The sequence below is a fragment of the Micromonospora andamanensis genome, assembly GCF_016863495.1.
Classification (GTDB): domain Bacteria; phylum Actinomycetota; class Actinomycetes; order Mycobacteriales; family Micromonosporaceae; genus Micromonospora; species Micromonospora andamanensis.
In genome coordinates, this window is the sequence record NZ_BOOZ01000004.1 from 163,322 (window position 1) to 186,524 (window position 23,203).

Sequence of the window (23,203 nt, forward strand, 5' to 3'; positions counted from 1 at the left end):
GATCAGGCCCGCAACGCTTTCACGCCCATATCAGGCGGGACGACGCAGGATGGTGACGGCGAAATCCGCGTCGTCGCGCCACGGGCGCAGGTCCCAGGTGGCGAAGCGGTGTTCCAGCCGCAGCCCGGCACCGACCGCGTCCGCGTCGAAGTCGGTGAGCGGGTACCCCCGGTCGGTGCCGAACCCGACCGCGACCACGCCGTCCGGGCGCAGGTGGGCGGCGACGCGCCGCAGCACTTGACGTTCGGTGCCCTCGGCGACGAAGGCCATCACGTTCCCGGCGAGCACCGCCGCGTCGAACGGCTCGTCCTCGCCGGCCGCCGGGAGGTCCAGTTCGGCCAGATCGGCGACGAGCCAGCGGGGCGCGGGATGGTCGGCGCGGGCCGCGTCGATCAGTACCGGGTCGGCGTCCACCCCGACCACCGTGTGGCCGCGCCTGGCCAACTCGGCGCCGACCCGGCCGGTGCCGCAGCCGGCGTCGAGGATCCGGGAGACCGGCGGCACCAGCGTGTCGAGCAGCCGGGCCTCACCGGCCAGGTCGGCTCCTTCGGCCGCCAACTGCCGAAACCTGTCGACGTACCACTGCGAGTGCTCGGGACCGGTGTCGGTGGCCCAGCGGGTCCGGTTGCTCATGTCTGCACCGTATCCGGACCGCTCAGGGTAGTCGGGCGACGGTCACGAACTCGTTGTAGGTGAACAGCTTGCCGGCGGCGCGGGGGAACGGGAAGGAGTACTGGCGCAGCACGGTCAGACCGAGTTCCCGACAGGTGTCGGCCGTCTCGCCGAAACCGACGAAGCGGACATGTGTGGGGTCGCTGTGGTAGCCGCGCTCCTGCGGGGTGATGAACACCGCCCGGCCGCCGGGACGGACGAACGGCAGGTACCCGGAGACGACCTCGCGCGCCTGCTCGGCCGGCATGTGTTCCAGCAGGTGCGCGGCGAGCAGCGAGTCGAACGCGTCCGGACGGGCATGCTCGGATCGGAAGAACTCCTCGACTGTGTACGCTGCCAGGCCCAGCTGCCGGGAGTAGGCTACCGAGGTGGGGTTGTGGTCCACCCCGACCGCGCCCGAGCCGAGGTTGATCAGGTTCCGGCCGAGGCCCGAGCCGACGTCGAGGGTCCGGCCCAACCGTAGCCGCCGCAGATTCCACCGGTACGGCGCCTGTACGTCCAGCAACCGCTTCCAGCGTGCCCCGCTGAGGTGCCGCAGCCGCTGGGTGTAACCCTCACTCTGCGTGTTCGTTGGCTCTTGTCGTGGCTGTCCCATTGGCCGTACCCGCCTCGTCGTATCGCCGTCCTGATTCACCCCCATGTACCGTGACCTGCGCCGCGATCGTCCTAGCGTAGCGTCGAGCGCACCGCTACCATGTTGTGACACATGGTGAACCAAACTGTGCCGCCGGTCGGGTCGGGCCCACCCGTGCGTGCCGCCGGCCAGACCGCCGGCGAAGACGGCCGGCTCTGGGAGCTGGCCCGCGACACCCTCGACGGCAACTGGGCGGGTGGACACACGGTGCCGTCGCGCACCCTGTACCCGCATCAGTGGAGCTGGGACTCCGCCTTTATCGCGATCGGCTGGGCCCACGTTCGTCCGGAGCGCACCTGGTCGGAGCTGACCAGCCTGTTCCGCGCCCAGTGGCGCGACGGTCGGGTGCCGCACATCGTGTTCAATCCGGCCGTGTCCGGCGGGGCCTACTTTCCCGGGCCCGCGTTCTGGGCGTCCGAGACCGTCGAGGGAGCGCCCGCGGTGGCCACCTCCGGCCTGGTGCAGCCGCCGGTGCACGCGCTGGCCGCCTGGCACGCGTACCGCCGGCTGCCGTCGGAGGAGGGGCGGGCCGCGTTGCGCCGGCTCTATCCGCGCCTGGTGGCGCAGCAGCGCTACCTCGCCACCTGCCGTGATGTCGGTGGCGCCGGGCTGGCCAGCATCGTGCATCCGTGGGAGTCCGGACTGGACAACAGCCCAGCCTGGGACGCACCGATGTCCGCGGTGCCGGCGGAGGCGGCGGTGATGCGGGCGTACCGGCGGCGGGACACGGTGCACGCCGATCCGGCGCACCGACCGACCGACCTGGACTACGCGCGGTACGTCACGATCGTCACCGCGTACCGCGCGGGCGGTTACCGCGACGACGACCTGGCCGAGCGGCATCCGTTCCTGGTGGAGTGTCCGCTGTTCAACGCGGCAATGGGCGCGTCGGAGTTGGCGCTCGCCGGGATCGCCGAGGTGGTAGGTGCCGACCCGGGCCCGCACCGGGAGCGGGCGGTCCGGATCACCGAGGCCGTGGTGACCCGGCTGTACGACCCGGACAGTGGCACCTTCCACCCGCGTGACCTGCGTACCGGCCGGCTCACCCCGGCGCGCACGGTGCTCGGGCTGACCCCGCTGATCCTGCCCGGCCTGCCGACCCGACAGATCGAGGCGGTGCTCGCCGAGGCCCGCTCGGCCCGCTTCGGTCTCGCCGCGCGGATGGACCGGCCACTACCCAGCCACGACCGCACCGCCACCGACTTCGAGCCGCTGCGCTACTGGCGCGGTCCGAGCTGGATGAACATCGTCTGGCTGATCCGGCATGGACTGCTGGCGCACGGTCACGACCGGTTGGCGGCCGGGCTGCGTACCTCGATGATCGAACTGGTCGCGGCGGCCGGCTGCCACGAGTACTTCCACCCGGACACCGGTGCCGGCCTGGGCTCACCCGCGTTCAGTTGGACGGCGGCCCTGCTGCTGGACGTGCTGGCCGACTGACAGGTGCGGGGCACGACCCGCCGATGGCACTGCCGGTCGACGGGTGGCGTCAACCGGGGGCAGGTAGGTTGCTGTCCAGGGGTGGGCCGGCTGCCGCGCCGGTTCCGGGTGGCCACCGTCACCGGCCGACCGGTCGGCGGGGAGGGGCGTGCGATGAGTCGGGACAGCTTCGACGAGCAGCTTGACCGCCTCACCGGCGTCCTGGCGGTGATGAGTCGGGACGCCAGCGCGGCGATCCGGGGGGCCAGCACCGCCCTGCTGGAGGTGGACCGGGGCGCGGCCGAGACAGTGCTCGCCGGTGACGCCGTGCTGGACGCCCGGCGGGCCGAGGTGGAGGCGATGATCCCCGAGGTGCTGGTGCGGCACCAGCCGGTCGCCTCGGACCTGCGGCTGGTGGTGTGCGCGCTGCGGATCGCCGGTGCCCTGGAACGGATGGGTGACCTGGCGGTGCACGTCGCGAAGGTGGCGCTGCGCCGGCATCCGGTGGGTGTGGTCCCGGAGCCGGCGATGCCGGTGATGACGGCGCTGGCCGAGGCGGCGGCCCGCGTCGCCGACAAGTGCGCGCTCGTGCTGGCCACCCGGGACCGACTCGACGCGATGCAGCTCGGGTTGGACGACGACGAGGTCGACGCCGCCCAGGAACGCCTGCTGTCGCTGCTCGTCGCCGGCTGGCCATACGGGGTGGAGTCCGCTATCGATCTGGCCCTGCTCGGCCGGTACTACGAGCGCTACGCCGACCAGGCGGTGAACGTCGGACGCCAGGTCGTCTACCTGGTGACCGGCACCATCCGGCTCTGAGCGGGCCCACGAAGGCCAGCCGCCGGCGCGCGAAATTCCGGACATCCGGTACGCCGCACCCGCAACGTCACATCCTGGCTCCCGATTGGCCACCACCGAGCCGGCAAGTTCATTTTTCGTTCACCTGGGTCCGGGAGTCCGGCTACCTGCGCCTCCTAACTTGACTCGCGTACGGCCCGGACGGGCTGATGCACCCCGATAGAGAGGCTTACCTGGTGAACCGCAACGTGCTTTCGCGGCGCGTCCTTGCCGGCGTCGCGCTTGCCGCGCTCGCGCTTACCGGCTGTGGTAGCAACGGCAACAGCTCGGAGCCGGGCGGCAGTGGCGGCGACGGCGCCTACGCCGACCTGTCCGGCGAGTTGAAGGCGTCGGGCGCCAGCTTCCCGGACGCTTACTACCAAGAGGTCGTCGAAGCCTTCAAGGGCGAGGCGTCCAACGTGACGGTCACCTACAACGCGACCGGTTCCGGCACGGGCAAGAAGCAGTTCGGTGAGGGTCTTGTCGACTTCGCCGGCACCGACAGCCTGGTGAAGGACACCGACGGCGTCGCTGCGGGTTCGTTCCTCTACGTCCCGACGGTGGCCGCCCCGATCACGGTCTCCTACAACCTTCAGGGCGTCGACAAGCTCCAGCTCAGCCCGGAGACGCTCGCCAAGATCTTCCAGACCGACATCAAGACCTGGGACGACGCGGCCATCAAGGCCGACAACCCGGGTGTCGAGCTGCCCAACACGCCGATCACCGTCGCGCACCGCTCGGACGGCTCCGGCACCACAAGCAACTTCACCAAGTACCTCGACGCCGCTGCCGCCGGCACCTGGAAGCTGGGCAGCGGTGACACCGTGGCCTGGCCCGCCAGCACCCAGGGCGGCGAGAAGAACACTGGTGTCGCCCAGATCGTCAAGCAGACAAACGGTGCCGTCGGGTACGTCGACCTGAGCGACGCGAAGGCCACCGGCCTGAAGTTCGCCGCCATCAAGAACAAGGACGGCCAGTTCGTCGAGCCGTCGCTGGAGGGCACCACCGCCGGCCTGGAGGGTGCCGAGGTCGCCGAGGACCTGAGCTACAACCCGCTCAACGCCGCCGGTGCCACCGCGTACCCGATCACCGCACCGACCTTCATCATCGTGAAGACCTCGTACGGCGACGCCGCCAAGGCCGAGCTGGTCAAGGGCTTCCTCACCTACCTGCTCAACGACGGCCAGGAACTGGCCGAGGAGGTCGACTTCGCACCGCTGCCGGCCTCCCTCAAGGAGAAGGCGCTGGCCCAGGTCGAGAAGATCCAGGGCTGATCAAATCAAGATCGCTAGGGCGTTCCAGCTGGGGACGGGATCACGTCGATCCCGTCCCTAGCGGGGTACCTGAGCTGGAGTGAAGATGACCTTGACGAACAATCCCCCCGCCACCAAGCCGACGTTGACCCAGCGCGGCAGCAGCGCCCTCGGCGACCGCATCTTCTCCTGGTGGACGCTCGGCACCGGTCTGCTGGTGCTGGCGATCCTCGGGTTGATCCTCATCACCACCGTCCGGGAGGCCTGGCCCGCGTTCGACGCGATGGGCCTGCGCTTCATCACCGAACGCGTCTGGGACCCGAACCCGGCCACCGGCGACGCCATCTTCGGTGCGCTGTCGTTCGCGTACGGCACCGCTGTCTCGTCGCTCATCGCGCTGCTGTTCGCGGTGCCGGTCTCGGTCGGCATCGCGCTGTTCCTGACCGAGCTGGCCCCCCGCCGGCTGCGCGGCCCGGCGGTCACCGTGATCGACCTGCTGGCCGCCGTACCGTCGGTGGTCTTCGGCCTCTGGGGCATCCTGGTGGTGGCCCCCGCGCTGGTCCCGATCTACCAGTGGATGCACGACGTCTTCGGTGGCATACCGCTGCTCGGCCGCCTCTTCGGCCCGGTCGGCAGCGGTCGCAACTTCATGACCGCTGGCCTGATCCTGGCGATCATGGTCACCCCGATCATCACCTCGATCACCCGCGAGGTGTTCAGCACGGTGCCGCGCGCCGACAAGGACGCCGCTCTCGCCCTGGGCGCCACCCGCTGGGAGATGATCCGGGGCGCGGTATTCCCGCACAGCTTCGGCGGGGTCGTCGGCGCGGTGATGCTCGGCCTGGGCCGGGCGATGGGCGAGACGATCGCGGTGGCCCTGGTCATCGGCGGCGCCACGAACATCACCGCGAACCTGTTCTCTCCCGGCAACTCGATGGCCGCCGTCATCGTGCAGCAGTTCGGCGAGTCCACAGGCACCTTCACCGCCGCGCTCATCGGTCTCGGCGTGGTGCTGTTCGCGATGACGGTGCTGATCAACGTGCTTGCCCAGGTGGTCGTCCGTCGGGCCGAGGCCCGGATGAAGGGAAGCGTCGCGTGACTCTCACCGCACCACCCGCCGCCCGCCCGGCCGCCAGCGGGCCCGACCTGACCAGGGCGGCGCTTTCCGGCCGCCGCCGGTTCACCAACCATCTCGCCACGTCGGCCATCTGGTTCGCCGTCCTGCTCGCGGTCATCCCGCTGGCGCTGGTGACCTACACCGTCATCGCCAAGGGCGGCGGGGTGATGAGCCTGTCGTTCCTGAACGAGGACATCCCGAACTCCTACCGCCGTGAGGGTGGGGGCATGGGCCCGGCGATCGTCGGCACGCTGCTCATCACCGGGATGGCTGCCCTGATGGCGATCCCGCTCGGTGTCTTCGGCGCGATCTACCTCAACGAGTACGGCAAGCAGCGGCCCCTGGCCCGGGTCATCAGGTTGATGTCCGACGTGATGACAGGCGTGCCGTCGATCGTGATGGGTTTGTTCATCTACATCTCCTGGGTGCTGCTCGTCGGTGAGCAGACCGGTTTCGCCGGCGCATTGGCGCTGGCCTGCCTGATGCTGCCGGTGGTCATCCGCAGCAGCGAGGAGATGCTCCGGCTGGTCCCCGACGAGCTGCGGCAGGCCAGCATGGCGCTGGGTGCCCGCAAGTGGAAGACCACGCTCACCGTGGTGCTGCCCGCGGCGATCTCCGGGATCACCAGCGGCTCGCTGCTGGCCGTCGCCCGCGCGGCCGGCGAGACCGCGCCGATCATCATCGTCACCGGGATCGTCTTCTCGCCCAACTGGAACCTCTTCGACGGCTCCAACACGGCGTTGCCGGCGCAGATCTTCCGCAACGCCAGCCAGCCCTTCGAAGCCGCCCAGGACCGGGCCTGGGGTGCGGCGCTGACGCTCATCGTGATCGTGCTCGGCTTCACCATCATCGCCCGATTCATCTCCAGCCGGTTCGCCATCAAGGAGCGCTGACATGGCCAGCAACGACACCAACCTCACCACCCGCCCGTCCGTGGCGGTGCACGCTCCCGGCACCACCATCTCCGGCGCGGACTCCGCAAACGCGTCAGTGATGCAGTTGCGCGACGTCAGCGTCTACTACGGCAACTACGAGGCGGTCCGCGGCACCAGCATGCCGATCCAGCAGAACCAGGTCACCGCGATGATCGGGCCGTCCGGCTGCGGCAAGTCCACGGTGCTGCGGGCGCTCAACCGGATGAACGACCCGATCCCGGGTGCCCGGGTCAGCGGTGACGTCCTCTTCCACGGCCAGGACCTGTACGCCAAGGACGTCGACCCGATCCAGGTGCGCCGGCGCATCGGCATGGTGTTCCAGAAGCCCAACCCGTTCCCCAAGTCCATCTACGACAACGTCGCGTACGGGCTGCGGATCAACGGCATCAAGGGCCGCCTCGACGACCACGTCGAGGAGGCGCTGACGAAGGCCGCGCTCTGGGACGAGGTCAAGGACAAGCTGCGCAAGAGCGCCCTGGCGCTCTCCGGCGGGCAGCAGCAGCGGCTCTGCATCGCCCGGACGATCGCCGTCAAGCCCGAGGTGATCCTGATGGACGAGCCCTGTTCGGCCCTCGACCCGATCGCCACGGCGAAGATCGAGGATCTGATCTTCGAGCTGACGAACGACTACACCATCGTGATCGTCACGCACAACATGCAGCAGGCGGCCCGGGTCAGCCACTACACCGCGTTCTTCACCGCCGAGGTGGACGAGGCGCAGGAGCGGCACGGGCGACTCGTCGAGTTCAGCCAGACCGGCAAGCTGTTCACCAACCCCGCGGACAAGCGCACGGAGGACTACATCACCGGCCGCTTCGGCTGAGGCCGAACGCGACTGTCGACGGTGGGTCGCCGTTGGTCAAGGGTGACCCACCGGGCGTGGCTGGCTCGTCGTGACGTCGAGCCGCCTCCGTTCGCCCGTCGCCGACCTGTAGTGCGGGGGATCGCCCTGCGCGACCGAGGTGTCGCGGCGGGCCTGAACTGAACCGGAGCCGGTGTGCGATGAACAATCTCGTCGAGGCCACCAGGGGTGACCATCGATCCGACGGGCGTTTCGTGCTGCTCGTGGTGGACGACGACGAGAGCGTCGGTGCCGGGTTGGTCGCCCAGTTGGCCGACCACCTGGTACGTGGCCACCACTTCGCGCACGCCGCCGAGGCGCTGCTGGCCGCCGGGGCGCTGCAACCGGACGCGGCAGTGGTCGCCGCCGGACTGTCCACCATGAGCTGCACCGAGTTGGTGCGGCTGCTCGCCCGCCGGGCGGGGATTCCCACTGTGGTCGGGGTGGGCGACGAGGACGGTGGCGTCGCCGCCGCCGCGCTCAAGGCCGGTGCCACCGCCTGCGTACGGCGCCCCTACCGGGCCGAGGAGGTGCTGCCCATCCTGCGGGCCATCCGCCCGGAGACCTCAGGCGCCCTCGATCCGCCGATCGAGCTGGGCGGGCTGCGGGTGGACCCGGCCACGTTCGAGGCGAGCGTGGACGGCCGGTCGGTGGCCCTGCCGCTGAAGGAGTTCCGGCTGCTCTACTTCTTCATGAGCCACGCGGAGCGAACTGTCACCCGCGAGCAACTGCTCGCCGCCGTCTGGGGTGGTATCTCCGACGACACGTCGAACACGTTGACGGTGCACATCAAGCGGCTGCGTCGGCGGCTGGCGCTGGACGGGGACCAGGCGCCGATGATCGTGACGGTACGCGGCCTGGGCTACCGATTCGTGCCCGCCCAGGCCACGGCAACCCCGTCGACGTCGTGAACATGCCGGCGCTGCCGCCGTATCCGCCGTCGGGGACGCCGACGGAGGGGATGGTCCTGGTGGCGGTCCCACTGGCGTACATCCCGCACGTGGCCCGGTTGCTCGCCGACCTCGACGCCCGGCAACGGGTGGGGCCGGTGCCCCGACGACGCGCCGACCCGGCACCCGGACCGGCGGAGTCCGACTGGACGGTCGAGGACCTGCGCCGGCTCAGCCAGGGGCGCAGCGCCACCCACCGGACGGTATGCGCCGTGCTCGACGCGCTCGCCGCCGAGCCGGAGCGGCTGTTCACGGTGGGGGAACTGGCCGAGGCCACCGGACGACCCCGCAAGAAGATCATAGGTGCGATGGCCGGGTTGACCCGGCTGTTGAAGGCCCACTACGACTACGCCGGTCGGGGGTTCCCGTTCGACCGGGTGCCCGGGCGGCCGGAGGCCCCTCGGGAGCTGTGCTACACCATGGACCGGGTACGGGCCGCCCGCTGGCGGGAGGCGCAGCAGCGGGCGCCGGAGGTGGCCGGGGGCGCGGTCGCGCAGCCGAACCCCTGACCGGGCCGCCGGCCGGCGCGCTCACCGACCGGCGACGCCCGCGGCGTCACCGCGTCGGGTGCCGGCGGCGACCTCCAGCCGGCGGACCTGCTCGATCACCGCCACCACGACGGCGTGTCCCTCCGGCGACAGGCGGGCGTCGACGAGCCGCAGCGCCACCTGCCGGAGGTGCGGATCGGCAAGCAGTCGGACGAGTTCGTCGTCAGGTGGATCCCGGTCGGCGGGGCGTCCGGTGAAGAACGAGGGCGGGCGACCGAAGAAGGCGGCTATCGCCTCCATCACCGACCGTCGCGGGTCCGGCGCCCGGCCCTGCCGCAGGTTGTTGAGGTGGGTGTGGGAGATCCGGCAGCCGCGTCGGGTCAGCTCGCTGGCGACGTGGCGGACACTGTACGGCTTGCCGGTCGGGTCCGGGGTGGTGCGGAACAGCCAGTCGAGACGCTCGGCGAAGGTCTCGCCAGGGTGGTCCGGCTCCTCAGGCATGGAGGCTCCTCGCACGGCGGAACACCAGATTTACACGAGGACTGGACACGGAATCCAGCATTGACAGGACTCCTTACTGTACGCCTACGATGGCATTCGCCTGGCAACCCCGGCGGTCGGAAAGCTACGGCCCGGAGGTTGCCAGCGTGGTCTTTCGGGCACGCCACGTGGCGGGCGAACGGGGGCGCGACGTGTCGTGTGAGCCGCGCACGACGGCCGAGGGACCTCCGGGCGGCGCTCGTCCCGCCGACCGCGCCCGTGGTCGGTCCCTGACGGGCCCGCCCGGCACCGCACGGAGTCGACCGGGCCGGGCGTTTGCCCGGTGCCGGCGAGGGTATCCAGCGCGGCGCTGACGACGGGAGGGCGCCGTGCGGTTTCCGCTGTTCGTCGCCGCGGTGTCACGCCGGTCCGGGCTGGCGCCCGAATCCGCGGCCATCGTCGCGCGGGCGGTTCTGCAGACAGTGGTGGAGCGGATGACCGGCTCGCCGCCGATCGACCCGACGGGGTACCTGCCGACCGAGCTGACCGACGCGGTGTCGCCGGGCGGGCCGACCGACTTCCTGCGCCGGGTGGGCGAGCGGGCCGGAGTCGACGAGCGTACGGCTGCCGCCGGTGCCGCCGCCGTGTTCGCCACCCTGCGCGAGACGGTGACCGTCGGCGAGTTCCAGGAGATGGTGGCGCGGCTACCGACCGCCAGCGGCGACATCGACTCGATCGCCGGGTGAGGCGCTACCCACACCCGGCGCAGACGAGCCCGCTCCCTGCCGGCAGTAGGGTCGGTGACAGCGGATAGGCTGCCGCCGTGGCAGGTCTGTTCAGGAGTGTGGCGTCCCGTGTCGGCGCGGTGATTCCGAGGCCGCGAGCCGCCGGGCCGTCCCCGGCGAAGCTCGCGCGACGGCGTCAGGTGAGCGCGTTGCAGCGCCGCGAGTTGTCGTACGCCCCGGAGCCCGACGGCCAGGCCGACCCGGGGGAGATCGTCTGGACCTGGGTGTCCTACGAGGACGACCCCCGGCAGGGCAAGGACCGACCGGTGCTGGTGGTGGGCCGGCACAGCCGGACGCTGTTCGGGCTGATGCTCTCCAGCCAGCAGGACCGCCAGGACGACCGGCACTGGCTGGCGCTCGGGCCCGGGGAATGGGACCGTGACCGGCGTCCGAGCTGGGTGCGCCTGGACCGGGTGCTGACCATGCGGGAGGACAGCATCCGCCGGGAGGGCGCGGTGCTGGACCGGGCCCGGTTCGACCGGGTGGGCCAGGCCCTGCGCGCGGGGTACGGCTGGCGCTGACCGCCCGCCTCGCTGCGGAGCCGGTGGCCTCAGCCTGACCGCTGCGCCGGGTCGACAGCGGCGTCGTGGGCGTCCGGCGGCGGGTACGGCTGCTCCGCGAGCAGCCGGGCCAGGTGGGCGCTGTTGAGCGCCAGCGCACTCGTCGTCCGACCGGTGGTGTCGGGCTTGGGGCGGGCGTCGATGTAGTCGGTCTTGTGCAACGCCTCGCCAACCCAGTAGGTCGCGCCGGCGGCCGGGCAGGTGAAGCCGACCTCGTTGAGCGCCTGCTGCACCTGGCCGATCGTGTGGTGCGCGCCGTCCTCGTTGCCGACCACGGCTACTGCGCCGATCTTGCCGTAGGTGAGCAGCCGCCCCTGCTCGTCGGTCTCGCTGAGCTCGGCGTCGAGGCGTTCCAGGATCATCTTGCACACGCTCGACGGCTGGCCGAGCCAGATGGGTGTGGCGATCACCAGGATCTGTGCGGAGAGCAGCTTGGCGCGGATCTGCGGCCAGCCGTCCCCGTCGCCCTCGTCCGTGGAGACACCGAAGCGGACGTCGTGGTCCACCACCCGGATCAGCTCGCCTGTCACCCCCTGCTCGCCGAGGGCGTCGAGTACCTCCCGTGCCAGGACTTCCGAGCTGGACCGGGCGGGGGAGCGTTTGAGGGTGCAGTTGAGGACCAACGCTCTGATGCCCGCCATGATCTTCCCTCCGCCGTATGGACCTGGTTCTGGCGGAGTACCCGGCTCTCGACAGGCGACGCGTGGGTCGCGGTCGCAACCGGGACGGCGTCAGCACTCGGCGAGGTACGCGGTGTCGTGCAGGGCGCGGCCCGGTCGGCCACTGCCGAGCGCCTTGGCCTCGTACATCGCCGCGTCGGCGCGGTTGAGCGCCTCGGTGAGCTGGCTGTCCTGCACGGGTGCCAGGCCGACCGAGGCGGTCACCCGGAGGCTGACGGCACCCATCGGGATCGGCGCGGCGAGCATGTCGTACAACCGTCGGGTCGCGTGGTCGATCCACCGCCGGTCGAGGGTGGGGGTGGCCAGCAGCCCGGCGAACTCGTCACCGCCGAGGCGGGCCACCAGGTTGTCGCCGGCGAAGGTGGCCAGTCGCTCGGCGACGCTGACCAGCACCTGATCGCCGGCCGCGTGCCCGTACCTGTCGTTTATCTGTTTGAAGTCGTCGAGATCGAGCACCACGGCGATCAGGTGGTGGCCGGAACGGTCGGTGAGCAGCGTCGCGGCGAGGCGGTAGAAGGCCCGCCGGTTGGGCAGGCCGGTCAGCGGGTCGTGGCTGGCGGCGTGCCGCTCGGCGGTGAGCTCGGCCTGGAGCCGCCCGATCTCTGCTTCGGCCCGCACGGCCCGGCGCCCCAACTGCCAGGAGGAGAGCAACGCTCCTGCGGCGCAGATGCCGGACGCGACGGTCAGCGGATCCGGCACCACTATCTCCCTTCCCCGCGACACACGCCCGGCGCCGATCGGCGGACGCTGCCAGACACCTCGTTTCCCCTGATGGTCGTCAGGTTGGCGGAACAGAACGTGAGCAGGTGAGCGTCACGCACGTGCGTTATCATCCCCGGTGTCCATTGCAGATGCAATAGCAGATGCACGTGCATAACGAGCCGACACCGTCCCTCAAGCCGCTACCGCTCCTCCCACGGCACCGGCGCCTATCGGAGAGAACAAAAGCCCTCATGCAGCAGCCGCCAAACGGTGTTCCCGTTAACCACTTGCCTCCCCTCGCCTGGCAGAAGAGCCGGCGCAGCAACCCCAGCGGAAACTGCGTCGAACTGGCGGAACTGCCGGGCGGCGCGGGCATCGCCCTGCGCAACTCCCGGCACCCTGACGGACCCGCACTGATCTACACGGTGGACGAGATCGCCGCGTTCGTGCTCGGTGCCCGGGACGGTGACTTCGATCATCTGATCGGCTGACCCCACATCCCATCGACGGGATTCGTCGCGCGCGGGATGGGCGGTTCACCTCACTGACGGTTCATGGCATGCTTACACGTCGGTCGAGTCGGTCCACCGGATCGGCCGCTGACAGCATGCGGAGGACGGTAGGTGACAATGGTTTCCGCCGAGGAGGGCCCGGCGGCCGGCCCGACCGTGCTGCGGATGCTGCTGGGTGCCCAGTTGCGACGGTTGCGGGAGTCGCGGGGGGTGACCCGGGAGAGCGCCGGCTGGGAGATCCGGTCCTCGGAATCCAAGATCAGCCGGATGGAGCTGGGGCGGGTCGGGTTCAAGGAGCGCGACGTCGCCGATCTGCTCACGCTCTACGGCGTCACGTCCGAGCAGGAGCGGGCGGCGTTGCTCAAGCTCGCCCGGGACGCGAACAACCCCGGTTGGTGGCACCGTTACGGCGATGTCCTGCCGTCGTGGTTCCAGTCGTACCTCGGCCTGGAGGCCGCGGCCGCGCTCATCCGCAGCTACGAGGTCCAGTTCGTCCCGGGTCTGTTGCAGACCCCGGAGTACGCCCGTGCCGTGGTGCTGCTCGGGCACAGCACGGCAGGTCCCGATGAGATCGACCGTCGGGTGGACCTGCGGATGCGTCGACAGGAGTTGTTGTCCCGACCGCGTCCGCCGCGCCTGTGGGCGGTCGTCGACGAGGCGGCGCTGCGCCGGCCGATCGGTGGCCCAGAGGTGATGCGCGGCCAACTGGAAGCACTGCTCAAGGCCACCCGTACGTCGAACGTCCGGCTCCAGGTGATCCCGTTCGCCGCCGGCGGCCACGCCGCTGCCGGCGGTGCCTTCACCATCCTGCGCTTCGGCGACCAGGACCTGCCCGACATCGTCTACATCGAACAGTTGACGAGCGCCATCTACCTGGACAAGCGCGAGGACCTGGACTTCTACGCGGTGGCCATGGAGCGGCTCTGTGTCGAGGCCGAGCCCCCGGAGCGCACCCCGGAGATCCTCGAACGAATGATCTCCGACCTCCACCCCCGCTAACAACCTCCCTCCCTCCTCGCACGCCCTTCTCCTGTTGATCATGAAGTTATTGCCCTGGGTAAGCGCTTACCTCGGCTATAACCTCATGATCAACGGCTTGGGCGACTTGGGTGGGTGTTGACCGGGGGTGGGGGTGGGGGGTAGGTTCTGGATCGATTCAGTTGCTGGATCGATCCAGAAGGGGGTGCGGGGGTGAAGCCGACGTTGCGGGCGGTGGCTGAGGCGGTCGGGGTTTCGCGGAGCACGGTCTCCAACGCGTACGGGCGGCCGGACCAGCTCTCCCCGCAGCTGCGTCAGCGCATCCTGGAGACCGCGCGGCAGATGGGTTACCCAGGGCCCGACCCGACCGCCCGGTCGCTGCGACGGGGCTTCGTCGGCGCCATCGGCGTGCTGTTCACCTCCCGACTGTCGTACGCCTTCACCGACCCCTTCGCCGTCCGATTCCTCACCGGGGTGGCCGAGGCGGCCGAACGTCACGACAGCAACCTGCTGCTGGTACCGCTGCCCGATGACGCGGTCGGCGCGCGGACGGCTGTGGAGAACGCCGCGGTCGACGGTTTCTGCGTCTACTGCGCCGGTGACGAGGAGGGCATCCTCGACACGATCCGTGGCCGTGGCCTGCCCTTCGTCACCACCTCCTCGCGTCCCCGGGCCGACGATCTCTGGGTCGGCATCGACGAGCGGGCCGCGGCCCGCTCGGCCGCGACCCACCTGACCGCGCTCGGTCACCGCAGGGTCGCCCTGCTCGGTCACGACGTCCTGCCGGACGCACCGGCCGGGCCGCTACGGGTCGACGACGTGGCCGACGTGCCGCACCCCACCACCCGTGACCGTCTGGCCGGTTTCGCCGACGCCTTCGCGGCGGCCGGCGTCGCCTGGTCCGACCTGACGGTGCTGACCGCCACCGACAACACCCGCGTCGCCGGTGCCGCAGCCGTCCGGTCGCTGCCGAGCCTGCCCGAACCGCCCACCGCGGTGCTGGCCTGCTCCGACGTGCTCGCCCTGGGTGCCCTCGACGTCCTGCGACCCGACGGCGAGCCGGGGCCGCGCGTCTCCGTGACCGGCTTCGACGACATCGCCGAGGCCGAAGCGGCCGGCCTGACCACCATCCGCCAACCTGGCGAGGCGAAGGGCCGCAGCGCCGCCACACTGCTGTTCGACCCACCCGTGGACGCCGCCGCAGGCCAGATCCTGCTACCCACCACGCTCGTCGTCCGGAGCAGCTCCGGACCGGCCCCGAGGAGTTGACCATGGAACAGCCCATCGGCTTCATCACGGCCGTCGACGCGGTCACCCGCCATGTCATGTCGGCCCGGCCGGACGCACCGGTCCGGCCCGACGTGCCGCAGCCGGCGCGACTGGCGGGCACCCGCCGGCTCGCCGCCGGGGCGTTGCGTCGACTCGCTGACCAGATCCAGCCCCGCCCCGTGCCCGCCTCGCCCGCCTGCCGCACGTAGGGCTGTCGCGACGTCCCTGACCGCCGCGAGCCAGGGACTTCGCCACCCGCCGCGGGCCCGCCCCCGGCGAGCCGGTCCGCGGGCAGCACGACGGGTCGGTGACAGCCGTGGGTGGTGTGCCGGTGGTGTACCAGGCAGACTGGAAGCCCATGTCGCCGTTCACCCCCAGCCTGCGGTTGCACGACCGCTACGTGCTGCACGACCGCATCGGCCTCGGCGGAATGTCCGAGGTGTGGCGCGCCGAGGACGAGGTCCTCGGCCGGTCGGTCGCGGTGAAGGTCCTCGCCGGGACGTTCGCCGTCGACCCGGAGCTGCGGGCCACCCTCAGGCGGGAGGCCCGGGCCGCGGCCCGCCTGGCTCACCCGCACGTCACCCAGGTGTACGACTACGGCGAGGCGGCCCTGGCCGACGGCAGTGTCGTGCCGTACCTGGTGATGGAACTGGTCGACGGGCGGAACCTCGCCGACCGGCTGACGGACGGCCCACTGCCCTGGCGACCGGCGCTGCGGATGGCCGCCGAGGTGGCCGCCGCCCTGGCCGCCGCGCACCGCCTGGGCGTGGTGCACCGCGACATCAAACCGGGCAACGTGATGCTCACCGACAACGGTGCCAAGGTGCTCGACTTCGGCATCGCCGCACTCGCCGGGACACCGCCGCCCGGTGCCCGCCCGGCGGGCGCAGCCCTGATGGGTACGCCCGCCTACCTCGCGCCCGAGCGGTTGAGCGCCGACCCGCCGCATCCGGCGAGCGACGTGTACGCCCTCGGCGCGCTGCTGTACCGCACCCTTACCGGCGACGTGCCGCTGCCGGTGCGTAGCTGGCAGGACGCGGTCCGGGTGCACGCCGAGCGTCCGGCAGTGGCACCGCTGCGGGTGCCGGGGCTGCCGGCCGACCTCGCTGAGCTGGTGCTGGCCTGCCTTGACCCTGATCCGGAACGACGCCCCACCGCCGGGCGACTGGCCGTCCGGTTCCGCGCCGCCGCCACCGCACCGGCGGCACCGGCCACTGTCGACCCACCTGTGACCAGCGGCGGTCGGCGCGCGGTGGACGCGACCCGGCAGTTGCGCCAGCATCCACCGACCCTTGTCGACCCGGTGCCCCGCCCCGTGGCCGCCCCGTCCACCGTTCGGCCCCGACCCGCGTCGGGCGGACCACTGCGCGGTCTCGCCCGCGCCGGGGCGGCGGCCGGACGGCCACCGGGCCGGCGGGGGCGTACCGGCCCGCCAGCGGGCGCACTTGTCACGTTCGTCATGGTCCTGCTCCTCGGCCTGGGCGCAACTCTCGTTCTCGGTGACCCGGGCGACGGGCAGTCGACCGCCGCGCCGACCACCACGCGGCCGGCCGCCCCGCCGTCCTCGTCCGCGCCCGCCGCACCACGACCCGAGGCCACCTCGTCGGCCGCCCGGCCGGAACCGGTGAGTCTGCGCCGGGCGGCTGTCGAACTCATCGCGTTGCTCACCGAGGCACAGCTCACCGGCGAGATCGACCGTAAGGCCGCCGACCGGCTGCGCAAGGACCTCACCGAGTTGGCCGGGGGCAGGCCGAAGGAGCAGGAGAAGCGCGTCGAGGATCTGCGCGACCGGCTCGACGACGAGGTCGAACGCGGCCGGCTACCGGCGGATCTCGCCGACCGGGTGGACGACGTGCTGGACCGGTTCGAGGCGGCCCTGCCGGAGGACTGAACCCGCCGGCACCGCCGATCGGCCGAGTTCAGGTCAGGGTCGCCTGGACGAACTCGCCAGGTGCGGTCCCGGCGCGGGCGAGCACCGACCCGTCCGGCCCCCAGATCGCCGACCGGCCGGCCGTCTCGGCGAAGCCGCCTCCGGTGGCGCCGGCGAAACTGGCGACGGCGACCACGACGCGGTGCGTGGTGGAGATCCGCGAGGCCCGCTGGTCCGGCACGTGTGCCTCCGCCGCGGAGTCGACGATCGAGGCGGCGTAGACGTCGACACCGGCGGCGCAGGTCCGTGCCGCGTGTTCCTCGACCCCGGTGTCCTTGCAGATCGCCAGGCCGAGGCGCCAGCCGTCGACGTCCAGCACGACAGGTGCCGGCCCCGGGCGGAACCGGCGCGCCTCGACGTCCCCGAGCCACATCTTGCGGTACGCCACCCGGGCCCCGGCGCCGTCCACGGCGAGGGTGGCGATGTGCTCGCCGGCCACCGGAGCGCCGACCAGGGCGAGCGCCCCCACCGACGCGCAGACCGCGACCAGCGGCGCGAGCCGGGAGTCCGAGGGGTCGACAGCTGCGGCGTCGAGCTCGTAACCGGTCAGCGACAGCTCCGGGAAGACCACCACCCGGGCCGCCGCGGCACGCACCAGCTCCGCGTGCGCCGCCACGTTCGCGTCGATGTCGTACGCCACGCAGCGGGGCTGGGCGACGGCGATGCTCAGCGGAGGGCGCGACATCCGCGTAGCGTAGGTCGGGCGGGTCAGAAAAGTCGACGCCGGTGCAGCGACTCTCAGCTGAGGTTCGTAGCGTGTGGGACATGATTCACGTCCGGTACGCCTCGCCCGTCGTCGTCGGCCAGTCCGCACCGCCCGAGGACGGCCTGGTCGGCTTCGTCACCGACCTGGTGGAGCGACTCGGCGGCCCTGGTGCGGGGTTGGCCGTGGCCCTGGAGAACCTGTTCCCCCCGATTCCCAGCGAGGTGATCCTGCCGCTCGCCGGGTTCGTCGCGGCGCAGGGGCGGATGAGCGTTGTCGGAGCCATCTTCTGGACGACGCTCGGTTCATTGCTCGGCGCTCTCGCGCTCTACTGGGTCGGAGCCGCGCTGGGTCGGGAGCGGACGCGGGCCATCGCGGCGAGGCTGCCGCTGGTGAAGCTCAGCGACATCGACCGGACCGAGGAATGGTTCCTGCGGCACGGAGTCAAGGCCGTCTTCTTCGGACGGATGATCCCGATCTTCCGGAGCATGATCTCCATCCCGGCCGGGGTGGAACGCATGCCGCTGCTCACCTTCGCGGTCTACACCACGCTGGGCAGCCTGATCTGGAACACCACATTCGTGATGGCCGGCTACCTGCTCGGTGACAACTGGCACCTGGTCGAGGGGTACGCCGGCATCCTGCAGAACGTGGTCATCGTCGCCACAGCCCTCGGTCTGGTCTGGTTCGTCGTCACCCGGTTGCGCCGCTCCCGCCGCGCCGGCGGCCTGCTGTCCAACGACAGTGGTGCCGGCCTGACCGATTCGACGCCCACCGGCGTGCCCGATCCCGACGGGCGGGGCACCATCTACCGCAGTGTCTGGTCGGACGGTCAGCATCGGACGGACCGGGACCTCAACCGCTGAACGGTGCCGTGCCTGTCGATTGGTACGGTCGCCGGGACGGTGGCTGGCGGGGGTTACCGGGCGGAGAAGGGATCGCGGTGGTGGGGGAGCGACGAGCCTGGGCGGACGAGGTCGGTGTCGTGGAGCTGCCCGGCGGGGTGCGGGTGCGTGGCCGCCGGATCGCCGACCCTTCCTCACCTGCCGATTTCAGCCTGCTGCTCGCTCCCGGGCCGACGCCCGAGTGGGCGCACCGGCGGGTCCGGTGGCCGGATTTCTGGGTTCCGCTGGACCGGGCGGACGCCCTTGACGCGTTCCGCGAGGCGCTGCGCCGGGGGTACGCCGGCGAGCGGGTGGAGGTGGCCTGCCGGGGTGGCACGGGGCGGACCGGCACCGCGTTGGCCGCGCTCGCCATCCTCGACGGGTTGCCGGCGGAACGTGCGGTCGACTGGGTGCGTGCCACCTACCGTCCGGGTGCTGTGGAAACTCCCTGGCAGCGGCGTTGGTTGCGGCGGGTGGCCACATCGTCGACCCAGCAGCGGTGACACCCGGCACCCGCGCCCGACGGTCAGGCCCCGGGTGCCGGAGCCGGCAGGCGGGCTGCGTGCCGGCTCCGGCGGTGCTCAGGCGGTGACGTAGTCGCGCAGGTGGCGGGCGGTGAGCGTACTGCCCTGCGCGACCAGGTCGGCAGGCGTGCCGGTGAACACGATCCGGCCGCCGTCGTGCCCGGCCCCCGGTCCGAGGTCGATCAGCCAGTCCGCGTGGGCCATCACCGCCTGGTGGTGCTCGATGACGATCACCGTGTTGCCGGCGTCGACGAGCCGGTCGAGCAGCGCGAGCAACTGGTCGACGTCGGCCAGGTGCAGACCGGTGGTCGGCTCGTCCAGCACGTAGGTGCCCGCCTTGTCGGCCATGTGGATGGCCAGCTTCAGTCGTTGTCGCTCACCGCCGGAGAGGGTGGTCAGCGGCTGGCCGAGGGTGAGGTAGCTCAGCCCGACGTCGGCCATCCGGTCCAGGATGACCCGGGCCGGGCCGCTGGGGAAGAAATCCCGGGCCTCGGCCACCGACATGCCGAGCACCTCGCTGATGGTCCGGCCGCGCAGCCGGTAGGTGAGCACCTCGTCGGTGAACCGGCGACCCTCGCACTGCTCGCAGACGGAGGCGACGCCGGCCATCATCGCCAGGTCGGTGTAGACCAGCCCGATGCCCTTGCAGGTGGGGCAGGCACCCTCGGAGTTGGCGCTGAACAGGGCGGCCTTGACTCCGTTGGCCTTGGCGAAGGCGGTGCGGACCGGGTCGAGCAGGCCGGTGTAGGTGGCCGGGTTGCTGCGCCGGGAGCCACGGATCGGGGCCTGGTCGACGACCACCACACCGTCACGGCGGTGCAGTGAGCCGTGCACCAGGGAACTCTTGCCGGAGCCGGCCACCCCGGTGACCACCGTCAACACACCGAGCGGGATGTCCACGCTGACGTCGCGCAGGTTGTGCAGGTCGGCGTGCCGGATCGCGAGGTGACCCCGGGGCGTACGGACCGGTTCCCGCAGCCGTACCCGGTGGTCCAGGTGCCGGCCGGTGCGCGTGTCGGAGCGCCGCAGCCCGGCCACGTCGCCGGTGTAGCAGATCCGACCACCGGCGGTGCCGGCGCCGGGACCGAGATCGATCACATGGTCGGCCACCGCTATGGTCTCCGGCTTGTGTTCGACCACGAGCACGGTGTTGCCCTTGTCCCGCAGTCGTAGCAGCAGGTCGTTCATCCGGGCGATGTCGTGCGGGTGCAGGCCGACGGTGGGTTCGTCGAAGACGTACGTGATGTCGGAGAGGCTGGAACCGAGGTGCCGGACCATCTTGACCCGCTGCGCCTCACCGCCGGAGAGGGTCGCCGACTCGCGATCGAGGCTGAGGTATCCGAGACCGATCTCGACTAGCGAGTCCAGCAGTTCCCGCAGGTTCCCGGTCAACGGGGCGACCGACGCGTCGTCGATCCCCTGGATGAACTCGGCCAGGTCGCTGATCTGCATGGCGGCGCACTCGGCGATGTTGCGGCCGGCGATGCGGGACGACAGTGCCGCCGGGTTGAGTCGGGCCCCGCTACAGTCGGCGCAGGTGGTGAAGGTGACCGCCCGGTCGACGAAGGCCCGGATGTGCGGCTGCATCGACTCCCGGTCCTTGGCCAGGTAGAGTCGGCGGACCTTGACGATGAGGCCCTCGTAGGTCAGGTTTGTGCCACCCACCTTGATCTTCGTGGCGGGCTTGTGCAGGAAGTCCTCCCACTGCTGCCGGGTGAAGTCCTGGAGCTTGACGTCCGGGTCGAACAGACCGGAGCCGACGATCGTCTGCCAGTACCACGTGTCGACGCCGAAGTTCGGCACCGTGATCGCGCCGTCGTTCAGTGACTTCTCCACGTCGACAAGCTCGTTGACGTCGAGGTCGGAGACCCGGCCCAGCCCTTCGCAGGTGGAGCACATGCCCTCGGCCAGGTTGAAGCTGAAGGCGCCGGCCCCGCCGACGTGCGGGTCACCGAGCCGGCTGAACACGATGCGCAGCATCGCGTACGCGTCGGTGGCCGTGCCGACTGTGGAGCGTGAGTTGGCGCCCATCCGCTCCTGGTCGACCACGATGGCCGGGGTGAGATTGCGCAGCGAGTCCACGTCGGGCCGGGAGAGGCTGGGCATGAACGACTGGAGGAAGGCGCTGTAGGTCTCGTTGATCAGCCGCTGGGACTCGGCGGCGATGGTGCCGAAGACCAATGAGGACTTTCCAGAGCCGGAGACGCCGGTGAAGACGGTCAGCCGGCGCTTGGGGATGTCGACCGAGATGTCATCGAGGTTGTTCTCCCGCGCCCCGCGTACCTCGATGACGTCGTGACTGTCGGCGGCGGACCGTGCTGGCTGCTGCATGCGAACCCTTCGCGAGATCGTGGACGGACTCCCGTCCGGAACTGGCTTCAGATGGCCTGGCCGGGTTCAATTGTCGCATTAACTCACATGTAGCGACTTTTGCGACGAGTTGAGCGCTAGTGCTGTCTAGTAAGTGCCTTAAAGTCTCAAACTGCCATGGCAGGCTAGGGTGAGCCGGTGGTGGATCGTCGGGGGACCGGGAGACTGCGCGCGGTGGATCTCGCCGCGGTGGCGGGCGTCTCCGTCCAGCAGGTGCGCAACTACGTCGACCTTGGCGTGCTGCCCCCGGTGGAGCGCACCGCGAGCGGCTACCGGATCTTCACCGAGGCGCACGCGCGGGCGCTGACCGTGGCCCGGGCGATGGCCCACGGGCACGGCTGGACGCGTACCCGGGAGATCATGGCGGCGGTCCACCGGGGCGACCTGCCGACGGCGCTGGCGTTGCTGGACGGTGGACACGCCGAACTGGACCGCGAACGGGCCCAGATCCGCACGGTGCTCGGCGCGTTCGAGACCGTGGTGAGCAGCCCGCGTACGACAGCACCACGCCGGGCCGTCCGGGTCGGCGTCGTCGCCGACCTGGTCGGGGTCCGCACCTCGCAACTGCGCTCGTGGGAGGCTCGCGGCCTGCTGCGCCCGGCCCGCGCGGCAGGCACCGGCTACCGGGTGTACGACGAGGCCGAGTTGCGCGCCGCCCAGGTGGTGGCGTTGCTGCGCCGGGGCGCGTACCCGTTCGAGATCATCGCAGCGGTGCTCGACGAGATGCGGACCACCGGCAGCCCGGAGCGGGTTCGCGCCGAGCTGGCCCGCCGGGAGCAGGAGTTGCACCGCCGCAGCCTGCGGCGGCTGGCCGCCTCGGCGACCCTGCACGAATATCTACGCCACCGGGCCGCCTGACGGGCGACGTCCGTGCGGACGGCCTGCCGCCACCGGCGGCTCAGCGCAGCACCAGCAGGTCGAGACAGTCCACGATCGGCCCGTCGACGGTGCCGACAGCCGCCCGCAACCGTGCCATGCCGGCCGCGTACTCGGCCTCCGTGATCAGTTGTAGCGGGGTGTGCGCCCGTCGGTCCATCCGCTCGGCGTACTCGGCCAGGGAACCGGCGACGGTCTGGGCGACCGGCTCCACAGTGCTCACCGGAAAACCGGCCCGGGCGAAGGCGGCACGCACGATGGCCAGCCCAGGGTAGGTGTCGAGAATCCGCAGCGCCTCGGGGAACCAGCCGAACAGCGCGATCCGCTGATGCCGGCCGGGAAAGGGTGACCGGATCAGCACCGGGGCCCCGGGCCGCAGCACCCGACGTAGTTCGCGCGCCATGGCCTCCAGATCGTCGACGTGGTGGATCATCGTCGACAACCAGGCACCGTCAACGCTGGACGTGGCCAGTGGCAGCTCGGCGGCGTGCCCGCCGAGCAGTGGCCGGTGCGCGCAGCGGGACCGCATCGCGGGTGCCGGCTCCACTGCGAGTACCCGCACGGCGTACCAGTCGGCGAAGGCACCGGCCCAGATGCCGGTGCCGGCACCCAGGTCCAGCAGGGTCGAGCCGGAGCGCGGCCGCAGATGGTGCTGAACAGCCTGCCGCCACCGGACAAGCCCCTCCCGTCCCAACTCCCGGCCGGCGGCGAAGGCAGCGGCGGCGGTGTCGTCGTACGGAATCAGCGCCACGGCCACCACCTCGGATTCGCCGCCGGAGGTCTCCCGGGCGGTAGTAGAGGTTG

General features: G+C 71.1%; 26 protein-coding genes. 18 read left to right on the forward strand and 8 right to left on the reverse strand.

The features are described 5' to 3' along the window. Window positions 1-30: 30 nt before the first annotated feature. Window positions 31-633: a class I SAM-dependent methyltransferase gene (locus Van01_RS05575; protein WP_204001305.1), complete on the reverse strand. Its 603-nt coding sequence runs from the start codon at window positions 631-633 to the stop codon at window positions 31-33. Window positions 634-655: 22 nt separating this feature from the next. Then, entirely contained in the window at window positions 656-1,177 is a 522-nt protein-coding gene (locus Van01_RS05580) for a class I SAM-dependent methyltransferase (RefSeq protein ID WP_239098873.1), read from the reverse strand. Between the two features lie 201 nt (window positions 1,178-1,378). Here Van01_RS05580 and Van01_RS05585 point away from each other — a divergent pair, with 201 nt between their 5' ends. From Van01_RS05585 to Van01_RS05620, 8 genes are all read left to right on the forward strand, one after another. After that, the gene (locus Van01_RS05585) at window positions 1,379-2,746 is read left to right on the forward strand and encodes an MGH1-like glycoside hydrolase domain-containing protein (protein ID WP_239098874.1); all 1,368 of its coding nucleotides are present in this window, start codon (window positions 1,379-1,381) and stop codon (window positions 2,744-2,746) included. A 153-nt stretch (window positions 2,747-2,899) separates the two neighbouring features. Beyond that, a complete protein-coding gene (locus Van01_RS05590) occupies window positions 2,900-3,544 on the forward strand; it encodes a phosphate signaling complex PhoU family protein (protein ID WP_204001307.1) in 645 nt (214 codons plus the stop codon). Between the two features lie 215 nt (window positions 3,545-3,759). Continuing rightward, a complete protein-coding gene (gene pstS / locus Van01_RS05595; RefSeq protein ID WP_204001310.1) occupies window positions 3,760-4,836 on the forward strand; it encodes a phosphate ABC transporter substrate-binding protein PstS in 1,077 nt (358 codons plus the stop codon). Window positions 4,837-4,921: 85 nt separating this feature from the next. Then, window positions 4,922-5,914, forward strand: a complete 993-nt coding sequence (gene pstC / locus Van01_RS05600; protein ID WP_239098875.1) for a phosphate ABC transporter permease subunit PstC — start codon at window positions 4,922-4,924, stop codon at window positions 5,912-5,914. After that, on the forward strand, window positions 5,911-6,825 hold the full coding sequence (gene pstA, locus Van01_RS05605; protein ID WP_204001318.1) for a phosphate ABC transporter permease PstA: 915 nt from the start codon (window positions 5,911-5,913) through the stop codon (window positions 6,823-6,825). The genes pstC and pstA overlap by 4 nt, the downstream gene beginning before the upstream one ends. 1 nt (window position 6,826) lies before the next feature. Further along, the gene (gene pstB / locus Van01_RS05610; RefSeq protein WP_204001321.1) at window positions 6,827-7,690 is read left to right on the forward strand and encodes a phosphate ABC transporter ATP-binding protein PstB; all 864 of its coding nucleotides are present in this window, start codon (window positions 6,827-6,829) and stop codon (window positions 7,688-7,690) included. A 179-nt stretch (window positions 7,691-7,869) separates the two neighbouring features. Next, window positions 7,870-8,619: a winged helix-turn-helix transcriptional regulator gene (locus tag Van01_RS05615; protein ID WP_204001323.1), complete on the forward strand. Its 750-nt coding sequence runs from the start codon at window positions 7,870-7,872 to the stop codon at window positions 8,617-8,619. A 50-nt stretch (window positions 8,620-8,669) separates the two neighbouring features. Further along, a complete protein-coding gene (locus Van01_RS05620) occupies window positions 8,670-9,167 on the forward strand; it encodes a hypothetical protein (protein WP_239098894.1) in 498 nt (165 codons plus the stop codon). 21 nt (window positions 9,168-9,188) lie between these two features. On the opposite strand, the gene Van01_RS05625 is transcribed toward Van01_RS05620, so the two are convergent. Continuing rightward, window positions 9,189-9,647 (reverse strand): hypothetical protein, encoded by a 459-nt coding sequence (locus Van01_RS05625; RefSeq protein WP_204001325.1) that lies wholly within the window; start codon window positions 9,645-9,647, stop codon window positions 9,189-9,191. Window positions 9,648-10,015: 368 nt separating this feature from the next. Here Van01_RS05625 and Van01_RS05630 point away from each other — a divergent pair, with 368 nt between their 5' ends. After that, window positions 10,016-10,372: a DUF2267 domain-containing protein gene (locus tag Van01_RS05630; protein WP_204001327.1), complete on the forward strand. Its 357-nt coding sequence runs from the start codon at window positions 10,016-10,018 to the stop codon at window positions 10,370-10,372. A 77-nt stretch (window positions 10,373-10,449) separates the two neighbouring features. Further along, window positions 10,450-10,932 (forward strand): type II toxin-antitoxin system PemK/MazF family toxin, encoded by a 483-nt coding sequence (locus tag Van01_RS05635; RefSeq protein ID WP_204001329.1) that lies wholly within the window; start codon window positions 10,450-10,452, stop codon window positions 10,930-10,932. A gap of 29 nt (window positions 10,933-10,961) precedes the next feature. Here the strand turns inward: Van01_RS05635 and Van01_RS05640 are convergent, their stop codons facing one another. After that, entirely contained in the window at window positions 10,962-11,612 is a 651-nt protein-coding gene (locus Van01_RS05640) for a flavodoxin family protein (protein WP_204001343.1), read from the reverse strand. Between the two features lie 90 nt (window positions 11,613-11,702). After that, window positions 11,703-12,350, reverse strand: coding sequence for a GGDEF domain-containing protein (locus Van01_RS05645; RefSeq protein ID WP_204001346.1), 648 nt, complete (start codon window positions 12,348-12,350; stop codon window positions 11,703-11,705). Between the two features lie 254 nt (window positions 12,351-12,604). On the opposite strand from Van01_RS05645, the gene Van01_RS05650 reads away from it, so the two are divergent. The 5 genes from Van01_RS05650 to Van01_RS05670 all read left to right on the forward strand — a co-directional run bounded on the left by Van01_RS05650 (window position 12,605) and on the right by Van01_RS05670 (window position 17,003). Beyond that, window positions 12,605-12,844: a DUF397 domain-containing protein gene (locus tag Van01_RS05650; protein ID WP_204001349.1), complete on the forward strand. Its 240-nt coding sequence runs from the start codon at window positions 12,605-12,607 to the stop codon at window positions 12,842-12,844. A 138-nt stretch (window positions 12,845-12,982) separates the two neighbouring features. Next, window positions 12,983-13,864 carry a Sco1979 family transcriptional regulator gene (locus Van01_RS05655; protein ID WP_373306213.1) on the forward strand — a complete coding sequence of 294 codons (882 nt, stop codon included), beginning with the start codon at window positions 12,983-12,985 and terminating at the stop codon, window positions 13,862-13,864. A 192-nt stretch (window positions 13,865-14,056) separates the two neighbouring features. Next, complete coding sequence (locus Van01_RS05660; RefSeq protein WP_204001353.1) at window positions 14,057-15,112, forward strand: LacI family DNA-binding transcriptional regulator; 1,056 nt, start codon at window positions 14,057-14,059, stop codon at window positions 15,110-15,112. 2 nt (window positions 15,113-15,114) lie between these two features. Further along, entirely contained in the window at window positions 15,115-15,321 is a 207-nt protein-coding gene (locus Van01_RS05665) for a hypothetical protein (RefSeq protein ID WP_204001355.1), read from the forward strand. 122 nt (window positions 15,322-15,443) lie between these two features. After that, a complete protein-coding gene (locus tag Van01_RS05670) occupies window positions 15,444-17,003 on the forward strand; it encodes a serine/threonine-protein kinase (RefSeq protein ID WP_239098876.1) in 1,560 nt (519 codons plus the stop codon). Between the two features lie 28 nt (window positions 17,004-17,031). On the opposite strand, the gene Van01_RS05675 is transcribed toward Van01_RS05670, so the two are convergent. Further along, the gene (locus tag Van01_RS05675) at window positions 17,032-17,727 is read right to left on the reverse strand and encodes a carbon-nitrogen hydrolase family protein (RefSeq protein ID WP_204001357.1); all 696 of its coding nucleotides are present in this window, start codon (window positions 17,725-17,727) and stop codon (window positions 17,032-17,034) included. Between the two features lie 80 nt (window positions 17,728-17,807). Here Van01_RS05675 and Van01_RS05680 point away from each other — a divergent pair, with 80 nt between their 5' ends. Both Van01_RS05680 and Van01_RS05685 read left to right on the forward strand, forming a co-directional pair. Beyond that, window positions 17,808-18,611, forward strand: a complete 804-nt coding sequence (locus Van01_RS05680) for a DedA family protein (protein WP_204001359.1) — start codon at window positions 17,808-17,810, stop codon at window positions 18,609-18,611. Window positions 18,612-18,688: 77 nt separating this feature from the next. Then, window positions 18,689-19,132, forward strand: a complete 444-nt coding sequence (locus tag Van01_RS05685) for a protein-tyrosine phosphatase family protein (protein ID WP_373306209.1) — start codon at window positions 18,689-18,691, stop codon at window positions 19,130-19,132. Between the two features lie 78 nt (window positions 19,133-19,210). Here Van01_RS05685 and Van01_RS05690 read toward each other — a convergent pair whose 3' ends face one another. Further along, window positions 19,211-21,484 (reverse strand): ATP-binding cassette domain-containing protein, encoded by a 2,274-nt coding sequence (locus tag Van01_RS05690; RefSeq protein WP_204001364.1) that lies wholly within the window; start codon window positions 21,482-21,484, stop codon window positions 19,211-19,213. A gap of 213 nt (window positions 21,485-21,697) precedes the next feature. Between Van01_RS05690 and Van01_RS05695 the strand changes: the two genes are divergently transcribed. Continuing rightward, window positions 21,698-22,381 (forward strand): MerR family transcriptional regulator, encoded by a 684-nt coding sequence (locus Van01_RS05695; protein ID WP_204001366.1) that lies wholly within the window; start codon window positions 21,698-21,700, stop codon window positions 22,379-22,381. Window positions 22,382-22,421: 40 nt separating this feature from the next. Here Van01_RS05695 and Van01_RS05700 read toward each other — a convergent pair whose 3' ends face one another. Then, window positions 22,422-23,150 carry a class I SAM-dependent methyltransferase gene (locus Van01_RS05700; RefSeq protein ID WP_204001369.1) on the reverse strand — a complete coding sequence of 243 codons (729 nt, stop codon included), beginning with the start codon at window positions 23,148-23,150 and terminating at the stop codon, window positions 22,422-22,424. Window positions 23,151-23,203 lie beyond the last annotated feature (53 nt).